Origin of the sequence: Kitasatospora sp. NPDC085895 (assembly GCF_040702125.1) — a bacterium.
In the GTDB taxonomy this organism is placed as follows: Bacteria; Actinomycetota; Actinomycetes; order Streptomycetales; family Streptomycetaceae; genus Kitasatospora; species Kitasatospora arboriphila.
The window spans coordinates 35,074-52,800 of the sequence record NZ_JBFBJY010000006.1; the positions used below are offsets into that span (position 1 = coordinate 35,074).

Annotated in this window: 14 protein-coding genes; 1 reads left to right on the forward strand and 13 read right to left on the reverse strand. The window is 75.1% G+C overall.

Annotated elements, in window-relative coordinates; translation table 11 throughout:
* Positions 1-56: 56 nt before the first annotated feature.
* From AB0442_RS05470 to AB0442_RS05490, 5 genes are all read right to left on the reverse strand, one after another.
* Positions 57-1,307, reverse strand: coding sequence for a PP2C family serine/threonine-protein phosphatase (locus AB0442_RS05470; RefSeq protein WP_366160767.1), 1,251 nt, complete (start codon positions 1,305-1,307; stop codon positions 57-59).
* A 3-nt stretch (positions 1,308-1,310) separates the two neighbouring features.
* Entirely contained in the window at positions 1,311-3,770 is a 2,460-nt protein-coding gene (locus AB0442_RS05475) for a tetratricopeptide repeat protein (RefSeq protein WP_366160768.1), read from the reverse strand.
* Entirely contained in the window at positions 3,763-5,178 is a 1,416-nt protein-coding gene (locus AB0442_RS05480; RefSeq protein WP_366160897.1) for a hypothetical protein, read from the reverse strand. Before AB0442_RS05480 ends, AB0442_RS05475 begins: the two co-directional genes overlap by 8 nt.
* Positions 5,179-5,352: 174 nt before the next feature.
* Positions 5,353-6,321: a glutamate ABC transporter substrate-binding protein gene (locus AB0442_RS05485; RefSeq protein WP_366160770.1), complete on the reverse strand. Its 969-nt coding sequence runs from the start codon at positions 6,319-6,321 to the stop codon at positions 5,353-5,355.
* A gap of 11 nt (positions 6,322-6,332) precedes the next feature.
* Entirely contained in the window at positions 6,333-7,739 is a 1,407-nt protein-coding gene (locus AB0442_RS05490; RefSeq protein ID WP_366160771.1) for a CHASE3 domain-containing protein, read from the reverse strand.
* 232 nt (positions 7,740-7,971) lie between these two features.
* On the opposite strand from AB0442_RS05490, the gene AB0442_RS05495 reads away from it, so the two are divergent.
* The gene (locus AB0442_RS05495) at positions 7,972-8,556 is read left to right on the forward strand and encodes a nucleosidase (protein WP_363544721.1); all 585 of its coding nucleotides are present in this window, start codon (positions 7,972-7,974) and stop codon (positions 8,554-8,556) included.
* A gap of 72 nt (positions 8,557-8,628) precedes the next feature.
* Here the strand turns inward: AB0442_RS05495 and AB0442_RS05500 are convergent, their stop codons facing one another.
* From AB0442_RS05500 to AB0442_RS05535, 8 genes are all read right to left on the reverse strand, one after another.
* The gene (locus tag AB0442_RS05500; RefSeq protein ID WP_344625701.1) at positions 8,629-9,051 is read right to left on the reverse strand and encodes a hypothetical protein; all 423 of its coding nucleotides are present in this window, start codon (positions 9,049-9,051) and stop codon (positions 8,629-8,631) included.
* A gap of 266 nt (positions 9,052-9,317) precedes the next feature.
* Positions 9,318-10,334 (reverse strand): BadF/BadG/BcrA/BcrD ATPase family protein, encoded by a 1,017-nt coding sequence (locus tag AB0442_RS05505; RefSeq protein WP_366160772.1) that lies wholly within the window; start codon positions 10,332-10,334, stop codon positions 9,318-9,320.
* A gap of 39 nt (positions 10,335-10,373) precedes the next feature.
* Positions 10,374-11,654 carry a 6-phospho-beta-glucosidase gene (locus AB0442_RS05510; RefSeq protein WP_366160899.1) on the reverse strand — a complete coding sequence of 427 codons (1,281 nt, stop codon included), beginning with the start codon at positions 11,652-11,654 and terminating at the stop codon, positions 10,374-10,376.
* 8 nt (positions 11,655-11,662) lie between these two features.
* A complete protein-coding gene (locus AB0442_RS05515; RefSeq protein ID WP_366160774.1) occupies positions 11,663-12,553 on the reverse strand; it encodes a carbohydrate ABC transporter permease in 891 nt (296 codons plus the stop codon).
* A 3-nt stretch (positions 12,554-12,556) separates the two neighbouring features.
* Positions 12,557-13,510: a sugar ABC transporter permease gene (locus AB0442_RS05520; protein ID WP_366160776.1), complete on the reverse strand. Its 954-nt coding sequence runs from the start codon at positions 13,508-13,510 to the stop codon at positions 12,557-12,559.
* A gap of 10 nt (positions 13,511-13,520) precedes the next feature.
* A complete protein-coding gene (locus AB0442_RS05525; protein ID WP_366160900.1) occupies positions 13,521-14,804 on the reverse strand; it encodes an extracellular solute-binding protein in 1,284 nt (427 codons plus the stop codon).
* A 180-nt stretch (positions 14,805-14,984) separates the two neighbouring features.
* A complete protein-coding gene (locus tag AB0442_RS05530) occupies positions 14,985-16,172 on the reverse strand; it encodes an ROK family transcriptional regulator (RefSeq protein WP_366160778.1) in 1,188 nt (395 codons plus the stop codon).
* Between the two features lie 258 nt (positions 16,173-16,430).
* Complete coding sequence (locus AB0442_RS05535) at positions 16,431-17,474, reverse strand: mechanosensitive ion channel family protein (RefSeq protein ID WP_366160902.1); 1,044 nt, start codon at positions 17,472-17,474, stop codon at positions 16,431-16,433.
* Positions 17,475-17,727 lie beyond the last annotated feature (253 nt).

Here is a 17,727-nt window from a genome sequence, read left to right on the forward strand (position 1 = left end):
CGGGCGCGTGGCGGCGAGGGCGCGCCGGACCGCGGCGCGCCCGGGTGCGGCCGTCCTCAGTCGAGCGGTGCCGGGGCCGGCGGGAAGGGCGGCATCGGAGGTGCGGGCGGTGCGGGCGGCGCCGGGGGCGGCCCGTCCGGCAGGGTGGCGTCGTGCCCCTGCGGTGCGGGGGCCGCCTCGGCGGCGGGCCGCTGCACGGGCAGGTCGAGCAGGGTGGGCTCGTGCTCGGGCTCGCCCGGGGTGATCGGCAGCACCGCGACGGTGATGTTGTCGTGCCCGCCCGCGGTGACCGCGAAGTCGACCAGGGAACGGGCGGCGGCCAGCGGCTGTGTCCGGGCGTCGGCGCGGACGAAGAAGGCCAGGTCGGTGGCGGCCTCCGCGTAGTTCCACAGGCCGTCGGTGCAGATCAGCACCACGCCGGGCACGTGCGGGGTGAAGGCGACGGTGTGCGGCAGGAGCTCCTCGGCGTCGGCGCCGAGCCAGCCGGTGATGGCGTGCGCCCGCGGGTCGGCGTACGCCTCGGCCTCGCCCATCAGCCCGGCGGCCACCATCCGGGCGGCCCAGGAGTCGTCCTCGGTGAGCCGGTAGGGCTCGGCCGACTCGCGGTCGTCCGGGATCCAGTAGGCGCGGGTGTCGCCGACCCAGCCGATGGTGACCAGGCCGTCCGCCGCGATGGCGCTGACGTAGGTGCAGGCGGGCGCGTTGAGTCCGCCGTCCGGCCGGGCGCGGTTCTTGTCGTCGTAGGCGAGCTCGGTGACGGCCCGGGCGGCGTCGGCGATCGCGCGGCGCATCGCGGCGGTCGGGTCGTCGCCGCGTTCCAGCGAGCTGAGCAGCGACTCGGAGGCGGCGTCCACGGCGGTCGCGGAGGCCTCGTCCGGGCGGGCGGAGGAGGAGACGCCGTCGCAGACCACGGCGACGACGGCGGGCCGGCCGCCGGGCAGCGAGGTGCCGGCGACGGTGAAGGCGTCCTCGTTGCGGTGGTGGCGCAGGCCGCGGTCGCTGACGCCGGCGACGCCGGCCATGGCCCGCTCCTGGTGGTCCCGCGGCCGCGGCTGCGCCTTGCCGCAGGACTCGCAGTACCCGTCGGGGGCGAGGCCGGTGGCTCCGCAGTGCGCGCAGGCGCCCGCGGCCGGCCCGGCCGGCTGGAGGTCGGGCACGGTCGCTCCGGGCTCCCGGAGGTCGGTCACCACCCGGGCCCCGGCGGGTGCGGCGGGCTCGGCGGTGCTGTGTCCGCACGCGCCGCAGTAGGCGTCGTCCGGGGCCAGCGGCTCGGCACAGCTCGGGCACACGGTCTGCTGCTGCGGCATTGCTCACACCCACGTCCGTGGACGGGCACGGTTGGCCCGCTCCACCATCTCGATCCTCGTTCCGGCCCGGTCGGACAACCGTGCCAACACCCGGTAGGAGTGCTCCAGGGCGAAGCGCAGTTCCCGTTCGCCGGCAGGATGTCCGAGCACTTCGTAGGCCGGGTCCGCGCTGCCCGCGGCGGCCGTTCCGGAGCTGCCCGGCCGGCCCGCGACGACCCAGCCGAGGGCGGCGTCCAGCAGCTCGACGGAGAGCTCCTCGTGCCGCCGGGCGTCCAGGCCGAGCGCGGTGATCTGCTCGGAGCAGCGCACCAGCTCGGGGCCGAGCGGGTCGGTCGCCGGACGGCCGCTCAGCCGGGCGCGGACGGCGGCGATCCGTGCCGCGGTGTGATGCGCGGAGGCCTCCGGCACCGCCTCCAGGGCGGCGACCGCGCCGGCCCGGTCGCCGGCCGCGAGCCGGACCCGGGCCAGCCCGAAGGCGGCGCCGACGTAGCTGCGGTCGGTGGTGGCGACCAGGCGGTGGAACTCGGCGGCGTCCTCGCCGTTGCCGAGCAGTTCGGCGCAGAGGGCGAGGGCCAGCTTGGGCGCGGCCTCGCCGGGGAACGCGTCGTACATCGCGTCGAAGGCCTCGGCGGCGGCCCCGGCGCGGCCGGCGGCGAGGGCGGTGAGGCCGCGGTACCAGACGGCCCGCCAGTCCCCGGGGTGGTCCTGCTCGACGGCGTCGAGGTCGCGTGCGGCGGCCTCCGGGTCGCCGAGTTCCAGGTGGGCGCGCAGGGCCCGCAGGCGCAGTTCCAGCGAGGGCGCGGGGGCGGTGGCGAGCGCGGCCAGCGCCTCGCCGGGGGCGGTGCCGGCCAGGGCGGCGAGGAAGCCGGCGTTCGGGTCGGCGGTGTCCACCCGGGGCACCGGCAGGGCGAGGGCGGCGGCGGCCGGGTCCGGCGGGCCGGCGGCGGGGTCGGTGTCGAGCACCCGGACCTCGGGCCCGAACAGCGTGGAGAGCGCGGGCCGCGGCCGGCCGTCCTGCAGGGCGAGCACCTCGCGCAGGACGCCGGTGAGCTGGTCGGCCATCTCCTCGGCGGAGCCGAAGCGGCGGGCCGGGTCCGGGTCGGTGGCCCTGACGAGCAGTCGGTAGTACGACTCGTAGGCGGCGAACAGCGGGGCCTCGTCGGGGCCGGGCAGGTCGTGCCGGTGGGTGGTGTCGTAGCCGCGGAAGTCGAGGCTGAGCACGGCCAGGGTGCGGGCCACGGTGTAGAGGTCGGAGGCGGGTGACGGTCCGTCGGTGGCGATCTCGGGTGCCTGGTAGCCGACGGTGCCGTAGATCGGGCCGTCGTCGTCGAGGCGCCGGACGGCGCCCATGTCGATGATCTTGAGCGAGTCCTCGCTCTGGATCACGTTGTCGATCTTGAAGTCGCAGTACACCAGCCCGCGGGCGTGCAGGTGGCCGAGCGCCGGCAGCGCCTCCAGCGCGTACGCGATCGCCTGCTCGACCGGCAGCGGGTCGCGCCGGCCGTCCGGGGTGCGGCGCTCGTTGGCGATGTCCTTGAGCGACTTGCCGCCGACGTACTCCATCACGATGTAGCCGTCGGTGGCGCCCGTCCGCAGGTCGGGGTGCTCGGCGAAGTTGATGATGCGGACGATGTTCGGGTGGTCCACCTCGGCGAGGAAGCGCCGTTCGGCGAGCGCGACCGCCAGCGCGTCCTCGTCACCGGTGTCCAGCAGGCCCTTGAGGACCACCCACTTGTCGCTGACCCGGCGGTCGACCGCCAGGTAGATCCAGCCGAGCCCGCCGTGCGCCAGGCAGCCCACCACCTCGTACTGGCCGCCGACCAGGTCGCCGCGGCGCAGCTTGGGCGTGAACGAGTAGCCCGTGCCGCACTTGGTGCAGAAGCCCTCCGGGCGGCCCGGCTGGTCGCCCTTGGACCGGCCGACCGGCGCGTCGCACCTGGAGCAGAACCGCTTGCGCTCCGGCACCTCCGGGTCCTCCAGCACGGCCGCGGACGGGTCGGGCCGCGGCACCGCGGGCACCGTCACCAGGCCGGCGCCCAGGTTGCCGCGGCGGCCCGTCCCGGCGGTGCCGCCGCTGCTGCGCACCGAGACCGAGCGCCCGGTGCCCGTCCGGGCGGAGCGGTGCGAGCGGGACCGGCCGGACATCGTCCGCGAGGAGCCGGTGCGGGACGAGCCGGCGCGCTCGGAGTCGGGGGAGACCCGGGCCCCGGGCACCCGCGGTGCGCCGGCCTCGGCGGCCAGCCCGCACTCGTCGCAGTAGCCGTCCGCGTCGACGGTGCCCGGGCAGTCCCGGGTGCACCGCCCCGGCGCCGCGCCGGTCGCGGCCGGTGCGGCCGCCGTGCCCGCCGCCCCCGCGGCCCGTCCGGTGCCCGCCGCGGCGGCCAGGCCGCACTCGTCGCAGTAGCCGTCCGCGTCGATCACACCGCTGCCGGAGCACTCCGGCCGCGTGCACGCCTCACCCATCGCCGTCCCCGCCCCCTTCGAACTCCCCCGCCGGCCGGGTGTCCTGCACCGCCGGGGCCTGGTGGTCCTGCCCGTTCCCGCCGTCCGCGACACCCGGACCGGCCGCGACCCCCGGACCGGCCGGCAGCGCCGGCGCCGGCCGCACCGCCTGCTGGAAGCGGGCGACCGCCTCCGCGGCGGCGCGCAGGTCGCACGGCGCGCTCCACAGCAGCCAGCGCGCCTTCTCGAACCGCTCGACGACCTCCGGGTCCTCGGTGATCCGCAGCCGCGCCGCCATCGCCTTGTACGCCTCCAGCCGCCCCCGCAGCTCGGCCCGCACCGCCAGCGGCTGGGCCACCTCGGTCAGCGAGTGCCGGGCCCGGGCGAGCTCCTTGGCGGCCGCGTCCTCCAGCGCGTCCAGCAGCGGCCCCAGCCGGTACCACTGGCCGCCGTGCTGGAGTTCCACGGCCTGGCCGATCCGCTCGCGGAGCGCCGAGGCCGGGCCCGGCACGGCCGGCACCTCGGTCGCGGCGATCTTCGCCAGCACCTCGCCGCGGGCCCGCCGGGCCTCGGCGAGCGTGGCGTCCGCCCGCTGCAGCAGGTCGGCGACCTGCTGCAGCCGCTCGTGCGACTCGTCGCGCAGCCGCAGCAGCCCCTCCAGCTCCACCCGGACGTCGTCCAGCGCCCGGCCCGCCCGGTCGAAGCGGGCGGTGTCGACCACCCCGGAGACCGTGCCGGCCGTCATCGCGGCCGCGGCCGGCCCGTCCTCGGCGCGCTGCGCGGGCACCCGGGCGGGCCGCCACAGCGCCAGCGGGTCCGAGACCACCTCGGTGCGCTGCGCCGCCAGGTCCCCGGCCAGTTCGGCGAGGTCGTCGGCGAGCGGGTGGCCCCCCGGCCGCACGCCGACCGACAGCGCCAGCATCTGCACCCGGTGCAGTTCGGCGAGCAGCAGGTCGATCCGGGCGGGCAGCGCCGACCAGACCGCGTCCGCGGCGGCGACCACCTCCAGCACCGTCGCGTACCAGGCGTTCATCCGCTCCAGCAGCTCGGCGAGGCTGATCCGTTCGACCAGCCGGGCCGGTGCGCCGAGCCGGGCGCCGCCGTCCGGCAGCTGCCCGCCGGAGACGGTGACCGAGGCCCCGCCGAGCAGTTCGCCGAGCTCCGCCAGTTCGGCGGAGCCGGGCCGGTTGCGGCGCGAGCGGACGGCGCGCGCCGAGGCCAGCGCCTCCGAGTAGCGGTCGAACAACGACCACAGCACGGACAGGCCCTGCCCGGCGACGGACCACCGCTCCCGGGTGCGCCCGGTGAGGGCGGCCCCCTCCAGCAGCCGGCGGCCCGGATGGTCCTGCAGGTCGAGCAGCGCCGCCTCCACGGCGTCGCGCTCGGCGCCCAGCCGCGCGAGTGCGCGGTCCACCTCCTCCCGGCTCATCGCCGGGCCGGCAGTTCCTGCCAACGGTCCTTCCTCTCCGGTGCGGTCGCCCGGTGCCGGTGCGGCACCTCCCGCGCCCTGCGGCGCGGCCCCCGGTGACGGTGCTTCGTGTGACGGGGCGACGGGTGACGGGACGGTCGGTCGACGGGACGATCGGGTGACGGGGTGACGAGACTACGGCAGGTACGGTGCGGCGGAGGCACCCATGGTGGGCGCCAGCCAGCGCGCGTAGCTGCGCTGCCACCCCCCGCCCGTGCGGTACTCCGCCAGCACCTGGTTCACCCAGGCCACCAGGTCGGGCGCCGCCTTGTTGACCGCCACCCCCATGTAGGCGTCCGAGATGCTCTCGTCGAGCACCTGCACGGTCGGGTCCTGCGCGGCCTGCGCGGCGGCCAGCGAACCGTCGGTGAGGGTGGTGTCGACCTGGCCGAGCTGCATCAGCACCAGGCAGTCCAGCTGGTTCTCCACCACCCGCACCGCGCTGGTGCCGCGCGGGTCCCGCTTCAGCTCCGCCTCCGAGGAGGACTGCGCGGCCACGCAGGCCCGCCGGCCCTTGAAGGCCGCGGCCAGCGAGGTCACCTTGGCCGACCGCTCCACCACCACCTGCTGGCCGGTGCGGAAGTACGGGGCGGAGAAGGCCACGTCCTTCAGCCGCTCGCAGGTGATGGTCATGGTGCGGGTGATCAGGTCCACCTCGCCGTTCTTGACCGCCTCGATCCGGCGGGCGGTGGGCACCGTCCGGAAGGTGATCTTCTCCGGGTCGCCCAGCAGCGAGGCCGCGATCGCGTGCGCCAGGTCGATGTCGAAGCCCTCGATCCGGCCCGTCCGCGGATTGCGGAAGCCCCAGTTGAAGCTGTTCTGGTCGACGCCGACGACCAGTGAGCCGCGCTGCCGGATCCGCCGGACCGCCGCCCCGTTCGGGTCCTCGGCGGGCGGCGCGCTCCTGGTCACGTCGCAGTCCGCGGCCGGTGCCAGCGCGGGCGCGGCAGCGGCCGCCGGGGCCGTTCGCACCGCCGCGGGCGCGGCCGGGGCCGCCGTACCGCCCCCGAGCAGCCCGGCGGCCACCGCGAGCGCCGCCGCGGCCGCCGCTCCGGCCGTGATGCCCGCCCGCCTGCCGCGGGCCGACCTCGTGCGCTCCGTCATCCCCCGCCCCCTCACCGGTACTCGGCCAGTCGGCGGCCGATGCCCCTGACCACGCCCGCCGCCGCCAGTACGGCCAGCACGGCCGCCCCTGCGGCGAGCGCCTCGTACCCGCCGGCCACGCCGGAGGTCTTTGCACCGAAGCGGTCCTGCTCGGCCGCGCCCGCGGCGGCCAGCTGCCGGTCCATCGCGGCCCAGGCGGCCTCGGTGGTGGTGTCCGAGGCGACCGCCACGGTCGCCCGCAGCGCCGCCTCGTAGTCGCCGGCCCGGTCGCTGGCGGCGGCCGCGTCGTGCCGGGAGTCCCACTGCGCGAACTGCTTGCGGGCCTCGTCCAGCCGGTGCTCCGCCTCACCCGCGGGGGCGAGGGCGGCCGCCCGGTCCAGGGTGCCGCCGCCGGCCCGGCCGCCGCTCGGCGTCGGTGCGCCGCCGAGCGACCCGGTGACCGTCTGCCAGCGCTTGCCGTAGCTGTCGCTCGCCCCGCGGGCGACCAGGTTGAGGTTCTCCGCGGCGCGGGCCTGCAGGGCCTCCGTCCGGGCCTGGCCGAGCACCCGCAGCGGCTCGGCGCCCCCGGTGCGGCCCGCGGCCAGCGAGGCGGAGGCGACCGCGCCGCCCACCGCCAGCCACAGCACCGCGGCCAGCACCGCCGCGGAGGCCGTCACCAGGCCCGGGTTGAACACCCGGTTGGTCCGGCGGAACAGCAGCACCTGGTACCCGCCGAGCGCGGCCAGCGCGGCCAGCCCCAACAGCAGCGCCGCCACGGGCATCGCCCCGGCCGCGTCGAAGTCCTCGTCGAGCTGCCCCGACTCGGCGGTGACCAGCTGCTGCGCGGACGGCAGCATGGTGTTCTGCATCAGCCCCGAGGCGTACCGCAGGTAGGCGCCGCCGAGCGGCAGGCCGAGCCGGTTGTCGGCCCGGGCGGTCTCCACCAGGCCCGCGTACTGGGGGAGTTGGCGGCTCAGGTCGTCGATGCGGTGCTGCGCCTCGGAGTTGGCGGCCGTCCGGGCGGCGGCCCGGGTGAGCAGTTCGCCGGCGGTGGCGAGGTCGTCCTCGTACCGTTTGCGCAGCTCGGCCGGTTCGTCGCCGGCGAGCAGGAAGCCGCCGGCCGCCGTGGTGTCGGCGTCGGCGAGGGAGCGGTAGATCTCGGCCGCGTCCCGGCTGAGCGGCTGGCTGTGCCCGACCACCCGGTCGGTGGCCCCCGCCCGCCGGTCGGCCTGCCAGGCCGCCGTCCCCCCGAACAGCAGCACCAGCGCGACCAGGGCGGCGCCGGCCAGCCGCAGCCGGCCCGGCGGGGTGTCCGCCGCGCGCCGCAGTGCGGCCAGCCGCTCGCCGGCGTCCTGCAGCCCGGGCAGCCGTGCCGCGGAGTCGCGCCCTGCCGGCTCCGGCAACGGCGCCGTGCCTTCGACGACCGCCGGTCCCGTCACCCGCCCCACCCCCCTGTGTGCCCCGTGTCCCCGTGCGTCCCGCGGGACGCCGGCCCCCTGATGCCAGCAGTATGGCCGCCGGATGTGACGACCACACGCGAGTTGTGCCGATCTTGAGATTGCGCCAATGGGCCGATCCGCCCGAACGTGGACGTTCCGTGCGCGCAGCGCCCGGGCGGCCGCTCCGAACCTCCCGCCCGGGGCGCCGCGGGGGCGGTCGTAGCATGGCGGCATGCGTCTGCTCGGCACCATCACCCCGGACCGTCCACTGCTCGTCGTCGCCGTCCGGGAGGAGGCGGCCCACCTGGGCGAGCGCCTCCCCGTGCTGCTCACCGGCATCGGCAAGATCAACTCGACGGCCGCGCTGGCCACCGTGCTGGCCGGGGGAGTCCGGCCGGCCGAGGTGGTGAACCTCGGGACGGCGGGCGCACTGCGCCCCGGCCTGGCCGGCACCATGCACGAGGTCTCCCGGGTGCTGCAGCACGACATCGACACCCCGGTGCTGCGCGCGCTGACCGGCCGCAGCTACGGCGCGCCGATCACCCTCAACGAGGGCGTCGGCCCGACCCTGGCCACCGGCGACCTCTTCGTCTCGGACGGCGCGGCCCGCGACCGGCTCGCCGAGCGGGCCGACCTGGTCGACATGGAGGGCTACGCGATCGCCACCGTCGCCCGCCGGGCCGAGGTGCCGGTCCGGCTGGTCAAGTACGTCAGCGACGAGGCCGACGACGGCGCGGCGCACACCTGGCGCGAGTCGGTGGACGCCTGCGCGAAGATCCTCGCGGCCTGGGCGGACGAGCACCTCGGCGACCGCTGAGGCGCGCACCGCGCACACGGCGGAGGCCGGGACCGTTGCGGTCCCGGCCTCCGGCCGTTCGTGGCGGCGGGATCAGCCGGTGATCTGCACGCCGGTCAGCGCGGGCACGAACTGGTCCAGCTCGGAACGCCAGTAGCGGGCGACGTTCAGGCGGGTCGCCTTCTGCTCGCCGGGGAAGTGGAACTGCATCGAGCTCCACATCGCGGCCCGCTTCACCTCGGTGATCAGGGTGCGCGCCTGCTCCAGCGGCACCACGTGCACCAGCTCCTGCGGCCGGTTGCTCATCCGCGAGGCGCGGTGCACGACGACCACGCGCTCGGTGAGGGTGACGAAGTAGTACTTCACGAACAGCTGGCCGATCAGGCCGAGCTGGCTCATCAGCCACGGGCTCGGGCCGGTGACGGTGTGGAAGGTGACGACGGGCCGGTCGTTCGGCTCGATCGCCGCGATCGCCTCGGCGACCTGCTCCTGCATGGTGGACTTGCGGATCGCCATCTGGCGCTTCCCCCTGGGGATCGGGTGGGCGCCCCGTGGACGGGCGCCGTACGAAGCCGGGAGCGTAGCGTTCGTGGGACCGTCCTATCAACGTTCAAACCTCCGCACCCGCATTCTTGACCGGCCCTTGACCGGCCGGCCACCCGCGGGACACCGGTGGCCCGCCGCCCGCCCCGGGGTGTGCGGGCCCCGGGGCGGGCGGCGGGAGAGCGGGCACCCGGCGGCCGGGACGCGGCCGACCGGACGCCGGAGCGCCGGACGGCCGGTCAGGCGGCCGCCGGGTGCACCGGTTCGTAGGCGGCGCGCAGCCGCAGCTGCGCGCGGTCGTCGGCGCCGATCCGGTCGAGGCCGAGCAGGGCTGCGCCGAGGACGGGCGGTGCCACCACGATCCGCGGCTCGGCGAGCGGCGCGGCGGCGGCCAGCCGGGCCGTCACGTTGTCGACCAGCAGCGGCAGCCGGGCGGCGAGCACGCCGCCGCCGAGCACCACCGGGACGGCCTCGTCCAGCAGGCCGAGCCGCCGCAGCGCGACGGTGGCGAAGCGGACGATCTCGTCGGCCTGCCGGTCGACCAGGCCGAGCGCCACCCGGTCGCCCGCCCCGGCGGCGGCGAACAGCACCGGGACGAGCTCGTGCAGCCGCTCCGCGGCGATCTCGCCGAGGTGCATCCCCTCGGCCACGGCGGTGGCGGAGGGCCGCCCGAAGTGCGCGCCGATCGCCGCGGCGAGCCCGGTCGGCGTGCCCCGGCCGTCCTCGGCCCGGGTGGCGTGCCACATCGCCTCGGCCGCCAGTCCGCCGCCGCCGCCCCAGTCACCGGTGAGCCGGCCGAGCGCGGGGAAGCGCGCGGTGCGCCCGTCCGGCAGCAGGCCCACGCAGTTGATGCCGGCGCCGCAGACCACGGCGACGCCGCGCGGGCCGTCGGTGCCGGCCCGCAGCAGGCCGAAGGTGTCGTTGGCGACGGCCGCGGTGGTGCCCCACCCGCGGGCCTCCAGGGCGGCGAGCAGCCGCTCCTCCTCGACCGGCAGGTCGGCGTTGGCGAGGCAGGCCGAGACGTGCGCGGCCACCGGGGCACCGGGTCTCAGGCCGGCCTGTGCGGCGACCGACTCGACCAGCGGGGCGAGGCCGCCGACGGCCTCGTCGGCGCCGTCGAGCTGCGGCTGGAAGCCGCCGCCGCGGGCGGAGCCGAGCACCGTGCCGTCGGCGGCGACCAGCGCCACGTCGGTCTTGCTGTTCCCGGCGTCGACGGCGAGGACGCCGGGGAGCGGGGCGTCGTGCTGGCGGTTCATCGGTTCTCCCCGGGGTGGTGCGAGGCGGTCATCGTCGGGTCACGCCCAGCCGAGGTGGGCGCGGTTGTGGGCGATCAGCCGGTCGGTGAGCCGGTCGGCGAGGTCGATCTGGCCGACCAGCGGGTGGGCGAGCAGGGCGTCGAAGACCCGGTCCCGGCCGCCCTTGAGCGCGGCGTCCAGCGCCAGGTGCTCGTAGGCGGTGACGGCGGCGATCAGACCCGCGTAAAGCGGCTCGACCGGGCGCTGCGGCAGCGGTCGCACGCCCTGCGGGTCGACCTCGGCGGGCACCTCGATCACCGCGTCCTCGGGCAGGAAGGGCAGCACGCCGTCGTTGCGGGTGTTGACCACCTGGACGCCCGTGGTGCCGTCGGTGCCGAGCAGCGCGGCGATCAGCTGGACGGCGGCCTCCGAGTAGAAGGCGCCGCCGCGCTCGCCGAGCAGTTCGGGCTTGGCGTCCAGGGCCGGGTCGGCGTACATCTCCAGCAGCTGCCGCTCGATCGCGGCGACCGCGGCGGCCCGCGAGCCCTGCACCCTCAACTCCTCGACCACCAGGTCGTGCTGGTAGAAGTAGCGCAGGTAGTAGGAGGGCACCACGCCGAGCCGGCGGACGACGTCGAGCGGCAGGTGCAGGTCGGCAGCGATCGCCTCGCCGTGGCCGGCGAGCAGTTCCGGCAGCACCTCGCGGCCGGTGGCGGCGCCGGGGGCGTCGAGCAGGGTGACGCCGCGCTCCCAGGTGAGGTGGTTGAGGCCGACGTGGTCGAGGCGGACGCGCTCGGGTTCGACGCCGAGGTGGCCGGCGAACTTCCGTTGGAAGCCGATCGCCACGTTGCACAGGCCGACGGCCTTGTGGCCGGCGGTCTGCAGGGCGCGGGTGACGATGCCGACCGGGTTGGTGAAGTCGACGATCCAGGCGTCCGGGTTGGCCCGGCGCACCGTCTCGGCGATGTCCAGCACCACCGGGACGGTGCGCAGCGCCTTCGCCAACCCGCCCGCACCGGTGGTCTCCTGGCCGACGCAGCCGCACTCCAGCGGCCAGGTCTCGTCCTCGTTGCGGGCGGCCTGTCCGCCGACCCGCAGCTGCAGCAGGACGGCGTCCGCCCCCTGCACGCCGGCGGCGACGTCGGAGGCGGTGGTGACCCGTGCGTCGTGGCCCTGCCGGGCGAAGATCCGCCGGGCGAGGCCCGCGATCAGCTCCAGCCGGTCGGCGGCCGGGTCGACCAGGACGAGCTCGCCGATCGGCAGGGTGTCCCGCAGCCGGGCGAAGCCGTCGATCAGCTCGGGTGTGTAGGTGGAACCGCCGCCGACGATTGCCAACTTCAGTGCGGACATCAGCCCTTGACCCCTGTCAGTGTCACGCCTTCGATGAAGGCCTTCTGTGCGAAGAAGAAGAGGATGATCACCGGCGCCATCACCAGCAGGGTGGCGGCCATGGTGAGGTTCCAGTCGGTGTGGTGGGCGCCCTTGAACGACTCCAGGCCGTAACTCAGCGTCCAGGCGCCCGGGTTCTCGCTGGCGTAGATCTGCGGGCCGAAGTAGTCGTTCCAGCAGGAGAAGAACTGGAAGAGCGCGACCGCGGCGATCGCCGGCCGGGCCATCGGCAGGACCACCCGCAGCAGGGTGCGGACGTCGCCGCAGCCGTCGATCCGGGCGGCCTCCAGGTACTCGTTCGGCACGGTCAGCAGGAACTGCCGCAGCAGGAAGATCGAGAACGCGTCGCCGAAGGCCATCGGAACCACCAGCGGCCAGAGCGTGCCGGTGAGATGGAGCTGCTTGGCCCAGAACAGGTACATCGGGATCACGGTGACCTGCGGCGGCAGCATCATCATCGAGACCACCGCCATCAGGGCGAGCCGGCGGCCGCGGAAGCGGAACTTGGCCAGGGCGTACGCCACGGGCAGGCTGGAGACGACGGTGAGCAGGGTGCCGAGGCCCGCGTACAGCAGGCTGTTGCGCCACCAGGTGAGGAAGCCGGGGGTGCGCCAGACCTGCGCGTAGTTCTCCCAGTGCCAACTCGTGGGCCACATATCGGAGGTGAGCGCCTGACGGTCGCTCATCACCGAGGTGAGCAGCACGAAGACGAAGGGCAGCAGGAAGAACAGGGCGGCGGCGATCGCCAGCGAGTGCACGGCGATCCATTCGAGGGCGGCGCGGCGGCGGGCGGTGCGGGCGGCGGCCGTCCGGGCACGGGCCGGCAGCGGCAGGGCGGGGTTGAGGGTCACGGCTCAGTCCTCCACCAGGCCGGAGCCGCGCCGCAGCAGCAGGGCGGTGAAGGCCGTCGAGATCGCGAACAGGACGAGGGCGGCGGCGCAGGCGGTGCCGGTGTCGAAGCGCTGGAAGCCGAGGTTGTAGACCATCTGCGGCAGGGTCCAGGTCGAGCCGTGCGGGTAGCCGGGCTCGAACTGCTGGCCGGAGCCGCCGATCACGCCGCTGGCGACCTTCCCGGCGACGATCGCCTGGGTGTAGTACTGCATGGTTTGGATGACCCCGGTGACCACGGCGAACAGCACGATCGGGGTGATGTTCGGCAGGGTGACGAAGCGGAACCGCTGCCAGGGGCCCGCGCCGTCGAGCTCGGCGGCCTCGTACTGCTCCTTCGGTACGTCGAGCAGCGCCGCCATGAAGATCACCATCAGGTCGCCGATGCCCCACATGGCGAGCAGGGTGAGTGCGGGCTTGGACCAGTCGGGGTCGGTGAACCAGCCGGGCTGCGGCAGGCCGAGGTCTCCGAGCAGGTGGTTCACCGGGCCCGTGCCGGGGTTGAGCAGGAAGGCGAAGGCCATCGTGGCGGCCACCGGCGGGGCGAGGTAGGGCAGGTAGAAGGCGGTGCGGAAGAAGCCGGCGCCCGTCCGCACCTTGGTGATGAGCACGCCCACGCCCAGGCCGAAGGCGACCCGCAGGGTCACCATGACGGCCACCAGCCACAGGGTGTTGCGCAGGCCCTGCCAGAAGAACGGGTAGTGCGCGAAGAGGTACGTCCAGTTCTTCAGGCCGTTGAAGGTGGGCGCGGTGAAGCCGTCGTACTTCATGAACGAGAAGTAGGCGGTGGAGACCAGCGGATAGGCGAAGAACAGGCCGAAGCCGATCAGCCAGGGGGAGAGGAAGGCGAGGGTGCGGGCCCGCTCCCGGCGGCGCTTGCTGCGCAGCGCCGCCGGCCGGGGGGTGTCGGTGAGTGCCATGGTGCGTCCGTCACTTGGCCTGGTCGATGGCCGCGTCGATCTCCTTGGCGGTGGCGACGAGCCCGGCCTTCAGGTCGGTGAGCCGGCCGGACTCGTACTCGTAGCCGAGGTTCTGCAGGGAGACCTGGTACGCGCCGCCGTTGACCGAGGCGGGCGTGGTCGAGGAGTTCGGGTTCTTCGCGATGGCCAGGAAGGTGCGGAAGTTCGCGTCGGCGTCGAGCTTCGGCGAGTCGAGCGCGGCGAAGGTGCTGGGCACGTTGTGGATCGCGTTGGCGAAGCCGACGACCGCGTCGGTGTCCGTGGTCAGGTACTTGACGAGCTGCCAGGCGGCGGTCTGCTTCCGGCTGCCGTTGGCGATGCCGATGACGGTGCCGGTCTGGTAGCCGCGGCCGTAGGAGGCCGCCTGGTCGTCCGGGACGGGGAAGGGCGCGGTGGCCCACTCGAAGGCCGGCTTGTCCTCGGCGAGCGAGGCGGTGCGCCACTCGCCGTCGATGGCCATCGCGACCTGCCCGGTGGTGAACGGGTTCTTGGCGCTGAACTCGTCGCCGAAGCCGGTGCGGTACTTCTCCAGCTTCTCGAAGCCGCCGAGCTTGTCGACCAGGCCCTTCTGCCAGGCGAACATCGCGGCGACCTTCGGGTCGGCGGCCACGTCGGACTTCCCGTCCTGCCCGAAGTAGCCGGCGCCGTACTGGCCGAGGAAGTGCGAGGGGGTGGACTCGTAGCCGTGGTAGTTCGGCATGAACCCGAGCTGCTGGTAGCCGTCGCCCCGGGCGGTCGTCAGCTTGACGGCGTCCGCCTCGAACTCGGAGAAGGTCTTCGGCGGGGCGGTGATGCCGGCCGCGGCGAAGGCGGCCTTGTTGTAGTAGAGGCCGTAGGCGTCGCCGAGCAGCGGCAGCGAGCACTGGTTCCCGCGGTAGCCGCTGTAGGAGAGCATCGCGGCGGGGAAGGTCTTCGCCGGGTCGATGCCGTCCTTCTTCAGGAAGGGCGTCAGGTCGGCCCAGACCTTGGCGGAGCAGAACTTGCCGACGTTGTCGGTGGTGAAGGACGAGACCACGTCCGGGGCGTCGGCGCCGCCGGCCCGCAGGGCCTGCTCGCTCTTGTCGTCGGCGATGTTGCCGACCACCTTGACGTGGATGTTGGGGTGGAGCTTCTCGAAGGCGGCGATGTTGGCGTCGATCGCCTTGGTCTCGTTCTCCTGGCTCCAGCCGTGCCAGAAGGTGATGGTGACGTCCTTGCCCTCGGCGGAGCCGTCGTCCCCGCCGCCCTGGGGGGTGCCGGTGCAGGCGGTGAGCAGGGCGAGGGCGGCGGCGGCACCGGTGGCGGCGGTGGCGGCGGTGAGCGTCCGGCGGGTTCTGCGCGGGGTGTGCACTTCGGGTCCTCCTGGGGGGACGCGGGCAGGGGGCATCGCCCCTCGGCCCGTGTGCGGGAGACGGTGGCGTGGCGGTGGTGCGGGTCGGCGTGGCGGTGGTGCCGGTCAGTGGGTGCTGAAGGCCGCTTCCCGGGCGGTGGCCAGGGCGCGCTGCAGCGCGCCGTGCAGGACGGGGGAGCCCGGGACGGTGCTGCGGCGCACCTCGGGACGGGGGATGGAGATCAGGGCGAGCGCCTCCTCGACGAGGGCGCGCAGCCGCTCGCCGCCGGCGGTGGGGATGCCGCCGGAGAGCACCAGCAGTTCGGGGTCGACGACGGAGACGATGACGGCGAGGCCCACCGCGATCCGCTCGGCGAGCTCCGCGAGGAAGGCGTCGCCGTCGCCCTCGGTCCGCAGGGCCAGGTCGACGGCCTCCTCTGCGGTGCCGGCGGCGAGGCGGTGCGCGGCGGCGAGCTCCAGGACGGCGTCGGCGCCGGCGAGCTCCTGGAAGCCGCCGGAGTTGCGCCGCCGCACGTCGCGGACGACCGGGGCGCCCGGCACCGGCATGTAGCCGACCTCGCCGGCGCCGCCGGTGAAGCCGCGGTGCAGCCGCCCGGCGATGACGATCGCGGCGCCGATGCCCTCCTCGGCCCAGAGCAGGACGAAGTCCTCGCAGCCGTGTGCGGCGCCGAGGGCCTGCTCGGCGATCGCGGCCAGGTTGACGTCGTTCTCGATCGAGAACGGGGTGCCGAGCGCGGCCTCCAGGTCGGCGAGCAGCCGCGGGGAGTGCCAGCCCGGCAGGTGGGAGGCGTAGCGGAGCCTGCCGGTGGCGGGGTCGAGGGCGCCTGGTACGCCGATGACGACCTGGTGCAGGCTGCCGTCGGCGAGACCGGCCTCGCGGACGGTGGAGGCGAGGGCCTCGCCGACCTTCTCGACGGTGCCGGCCGCGGACCAGCCCTTGGTGGCGACCTGGTGCTCGGCCAGCGTGGTGCCGGTGATGTCGGCGACGGCGATCCGCACGTGGGTGGTGGTGACGTCCAGTCCGGCGACGTACCCGGCGGCCGGGTTGACCTGGTAGAGCTGGGCGTTCGGCCCGGGCCCGCCGGCGGTGGTGCCGACCGGCACGACGAGTCCGGCGGCCTCCAGCCGGGTCAGCAGCTGGGAGGCGGTGGGCTTGGAGAGGCCGGTGAGGGTGCCGATCTGGGTTCTGGAGAGCGGGCCGTTGGCGAGCAGCAGTTCCAGGGCGGCGCGGTCGTTGATCGCGCGGAGCAGGCTCGGGGTGCCGGCGAGCGGGGGGCGGGTGGTGTCGGTCACGGCTCGATCCTCCTCTGCGGGTCCGGCCCGGTCACCTGCGGGCCCGGCAGGTGGCACGGCGAACTGTTAGGAAAGTTTCCAATTGCTTCGAGAGGACCGTAGATCCCGGCCGGAGCAGGTGTCAATGACCCGATGTCGAAGCGTTACCCCGGGTACGCGGCCCGGGTATGCCGAGGGCCCCGCTCCCACCCGGGAACGGGGCCCTGCTGAAGTCGCACCGCCAGGGGCGCGCCAGCGCCTTGAAGGCGGCTCCTGCGGCTACTCCACCGACTGCGCCGGTATCGGCTTGACCGCGGCGGACTGCGGCGACAGCGGGTCCGACAGCGCCGAGGGCGCCGCGATCTCCGCCGCCGGGACGGCCGCGACCGGTGTCGCCGACACCGTCACCGCCTCCTCCTTGAGCTTCACCCCGGCCTCGTCGAAGGCCTGCTTGAGCCGCTGCCGCAGCGCCCGCGCCACCTGCGGCGACTTGCCCGGTGTCGTCCGCGCCTCGACCTTGAGGACCAGCGAGTCGGTCGCCACCGAGTCCACGCCCAGCACCTTGGCCCGGCCCCAGATCAGCTCGTCGTACGGGGTCTCCTTGGACAGCTGCTCGGCCGCCTCGGTGATCAGCGCCTCGACCCGGAGGAGGTCCTCCTTGTAGCCGACCTGGACGTCCACCGTGGCGGTGCCCCAGCCCTGGCTCATGTTGGCGATCCGCTTCACCTCGCCGTTGCGGATGTACCAGATCTCGCCGCCCGCGCCGCGCAGCTTGGTGACCCTCAGGCCGACCTCCAGCACCGTGCCGGAGGCCACCCCGGTGTCGATCTCGTCGCCGACGCCGTACTGGTCCTCCATGATCATGAAGACGCCGGACAGGAAGTCGGTCACCAGGTTCCGCGCGCCGAAACCGATCGCCACACCGGCCACACCGGCGCTCGCCAGCAGCGGTGCGAGGTTCACGCCCAGCGCCGACAGCACCATCAGTGCGGCCGTGCCGAGGATGGTGAACGAGGCCACGCTGCGCAGCACCGAGCCGATCGCCTCCGACCGCTGCTGGCGGCGCTCGGTGTTCACCACCCCGCTGTTGGCCAGCAGACCGCCGAGGCGGCCCATCTCCTCCTCGTCCTCCGAGGGGCGGCCCATCCGCGCCACCAGCTGCGATATCAGCTTGCGGACGACCGCGCGCAGGACCAGCGCGAGGACCACGATGAAGACGATCCGCACACCGCCCTCGACCCAGCTCTGCCAGTTCTGGTCGAACCAGCTGGCGGCCTGCTTGGTGGAGGCCGTCACCTCCTCGGCGCTGGTCGGCAGCTTCAGGTCGAGGGTGGGTTGGGCTGGCGAAGGGGTGGCTTCGGCCAGGAGGCCGGTGACACCGGAGCGGAACACGTGCGGGCCTTCCGTGGTGCGGGGTACGGCCGGCGCGCGGCACCGGCACGGCCCGGCTGGCGGACCGTCCCGTCCAACCCTAGCGGCCCGCACGGGCACCCCCGGACGGCCCGTCAGCCTGCCCCGGCCCCCGCGCACGCCCCCTCACCGGCGGCGACGCGTGCACCGGGCCCGGCGCGCGGGC

Excerpts from the sequence above, each read along its gene's own strand:
- AB0442_RS05485 (WP_366160770.1), bottom strand. The coding sequence starts at position 6,321 with ATGACGGAGCGCACGAGGTCGGCCCGCGGCAGGCGGGCGGGCATCACG.
- AB0442_RS05500 (WP_344625701.1), bottom strand. The coding sequence starts at position 9,051 with ATGGCGATCCGCAAGTCCACCATGCAGGAGCAGGTCGCCGAGGCGATC.
- AB0442_RS05505 (WP_366160772.1), bottom strand. The coding sequence starts at position 10,334 with ATGAACCGCCAGCACGACGCCCCGCTCCCCGGCGTCCTCGCCGTCGAC.
- AB0442_RS05475 (WP_366160768.1), bottom strand. The coding sequence starts at position 3,770 with ATGGGTGAGGCGTGCACGCGGCCGGAGTGCTCCGGCAGCGGTGTGATC.
- AB0442_RS05495 (WP_363544721.1), top strand. The coding sequence starts at position 7,972 with ATGCGTCTGCTCGGCACCATCACCCCGGACCGTCCACTGCTCGTCGTC.
- AB0442_RS05520 (WP_366160776.1), bottom strand. The coding sequence starts at position 13,510 with ATGGCACTCACCGACACCCCCCGGCCGGCGGCGCTGCGCAGCAAGCGC.
- AB0442_RS05480 (WP_366160897.1), bottom strand. The coding sequence starts at position 5,178 with ATGAGCCGGGAGGAGGTGGACCGCGCACTCGCGCGGCTGGGCGCCGAG.
- AB0442_RS05470 (WP_366160767.1), bottom strand. The coding sequence starts at position 1,307 with ATGCCGCAGCAGCAGACCGTGTGCCCGAGCTGTGCCGAGCCGCTGGCC.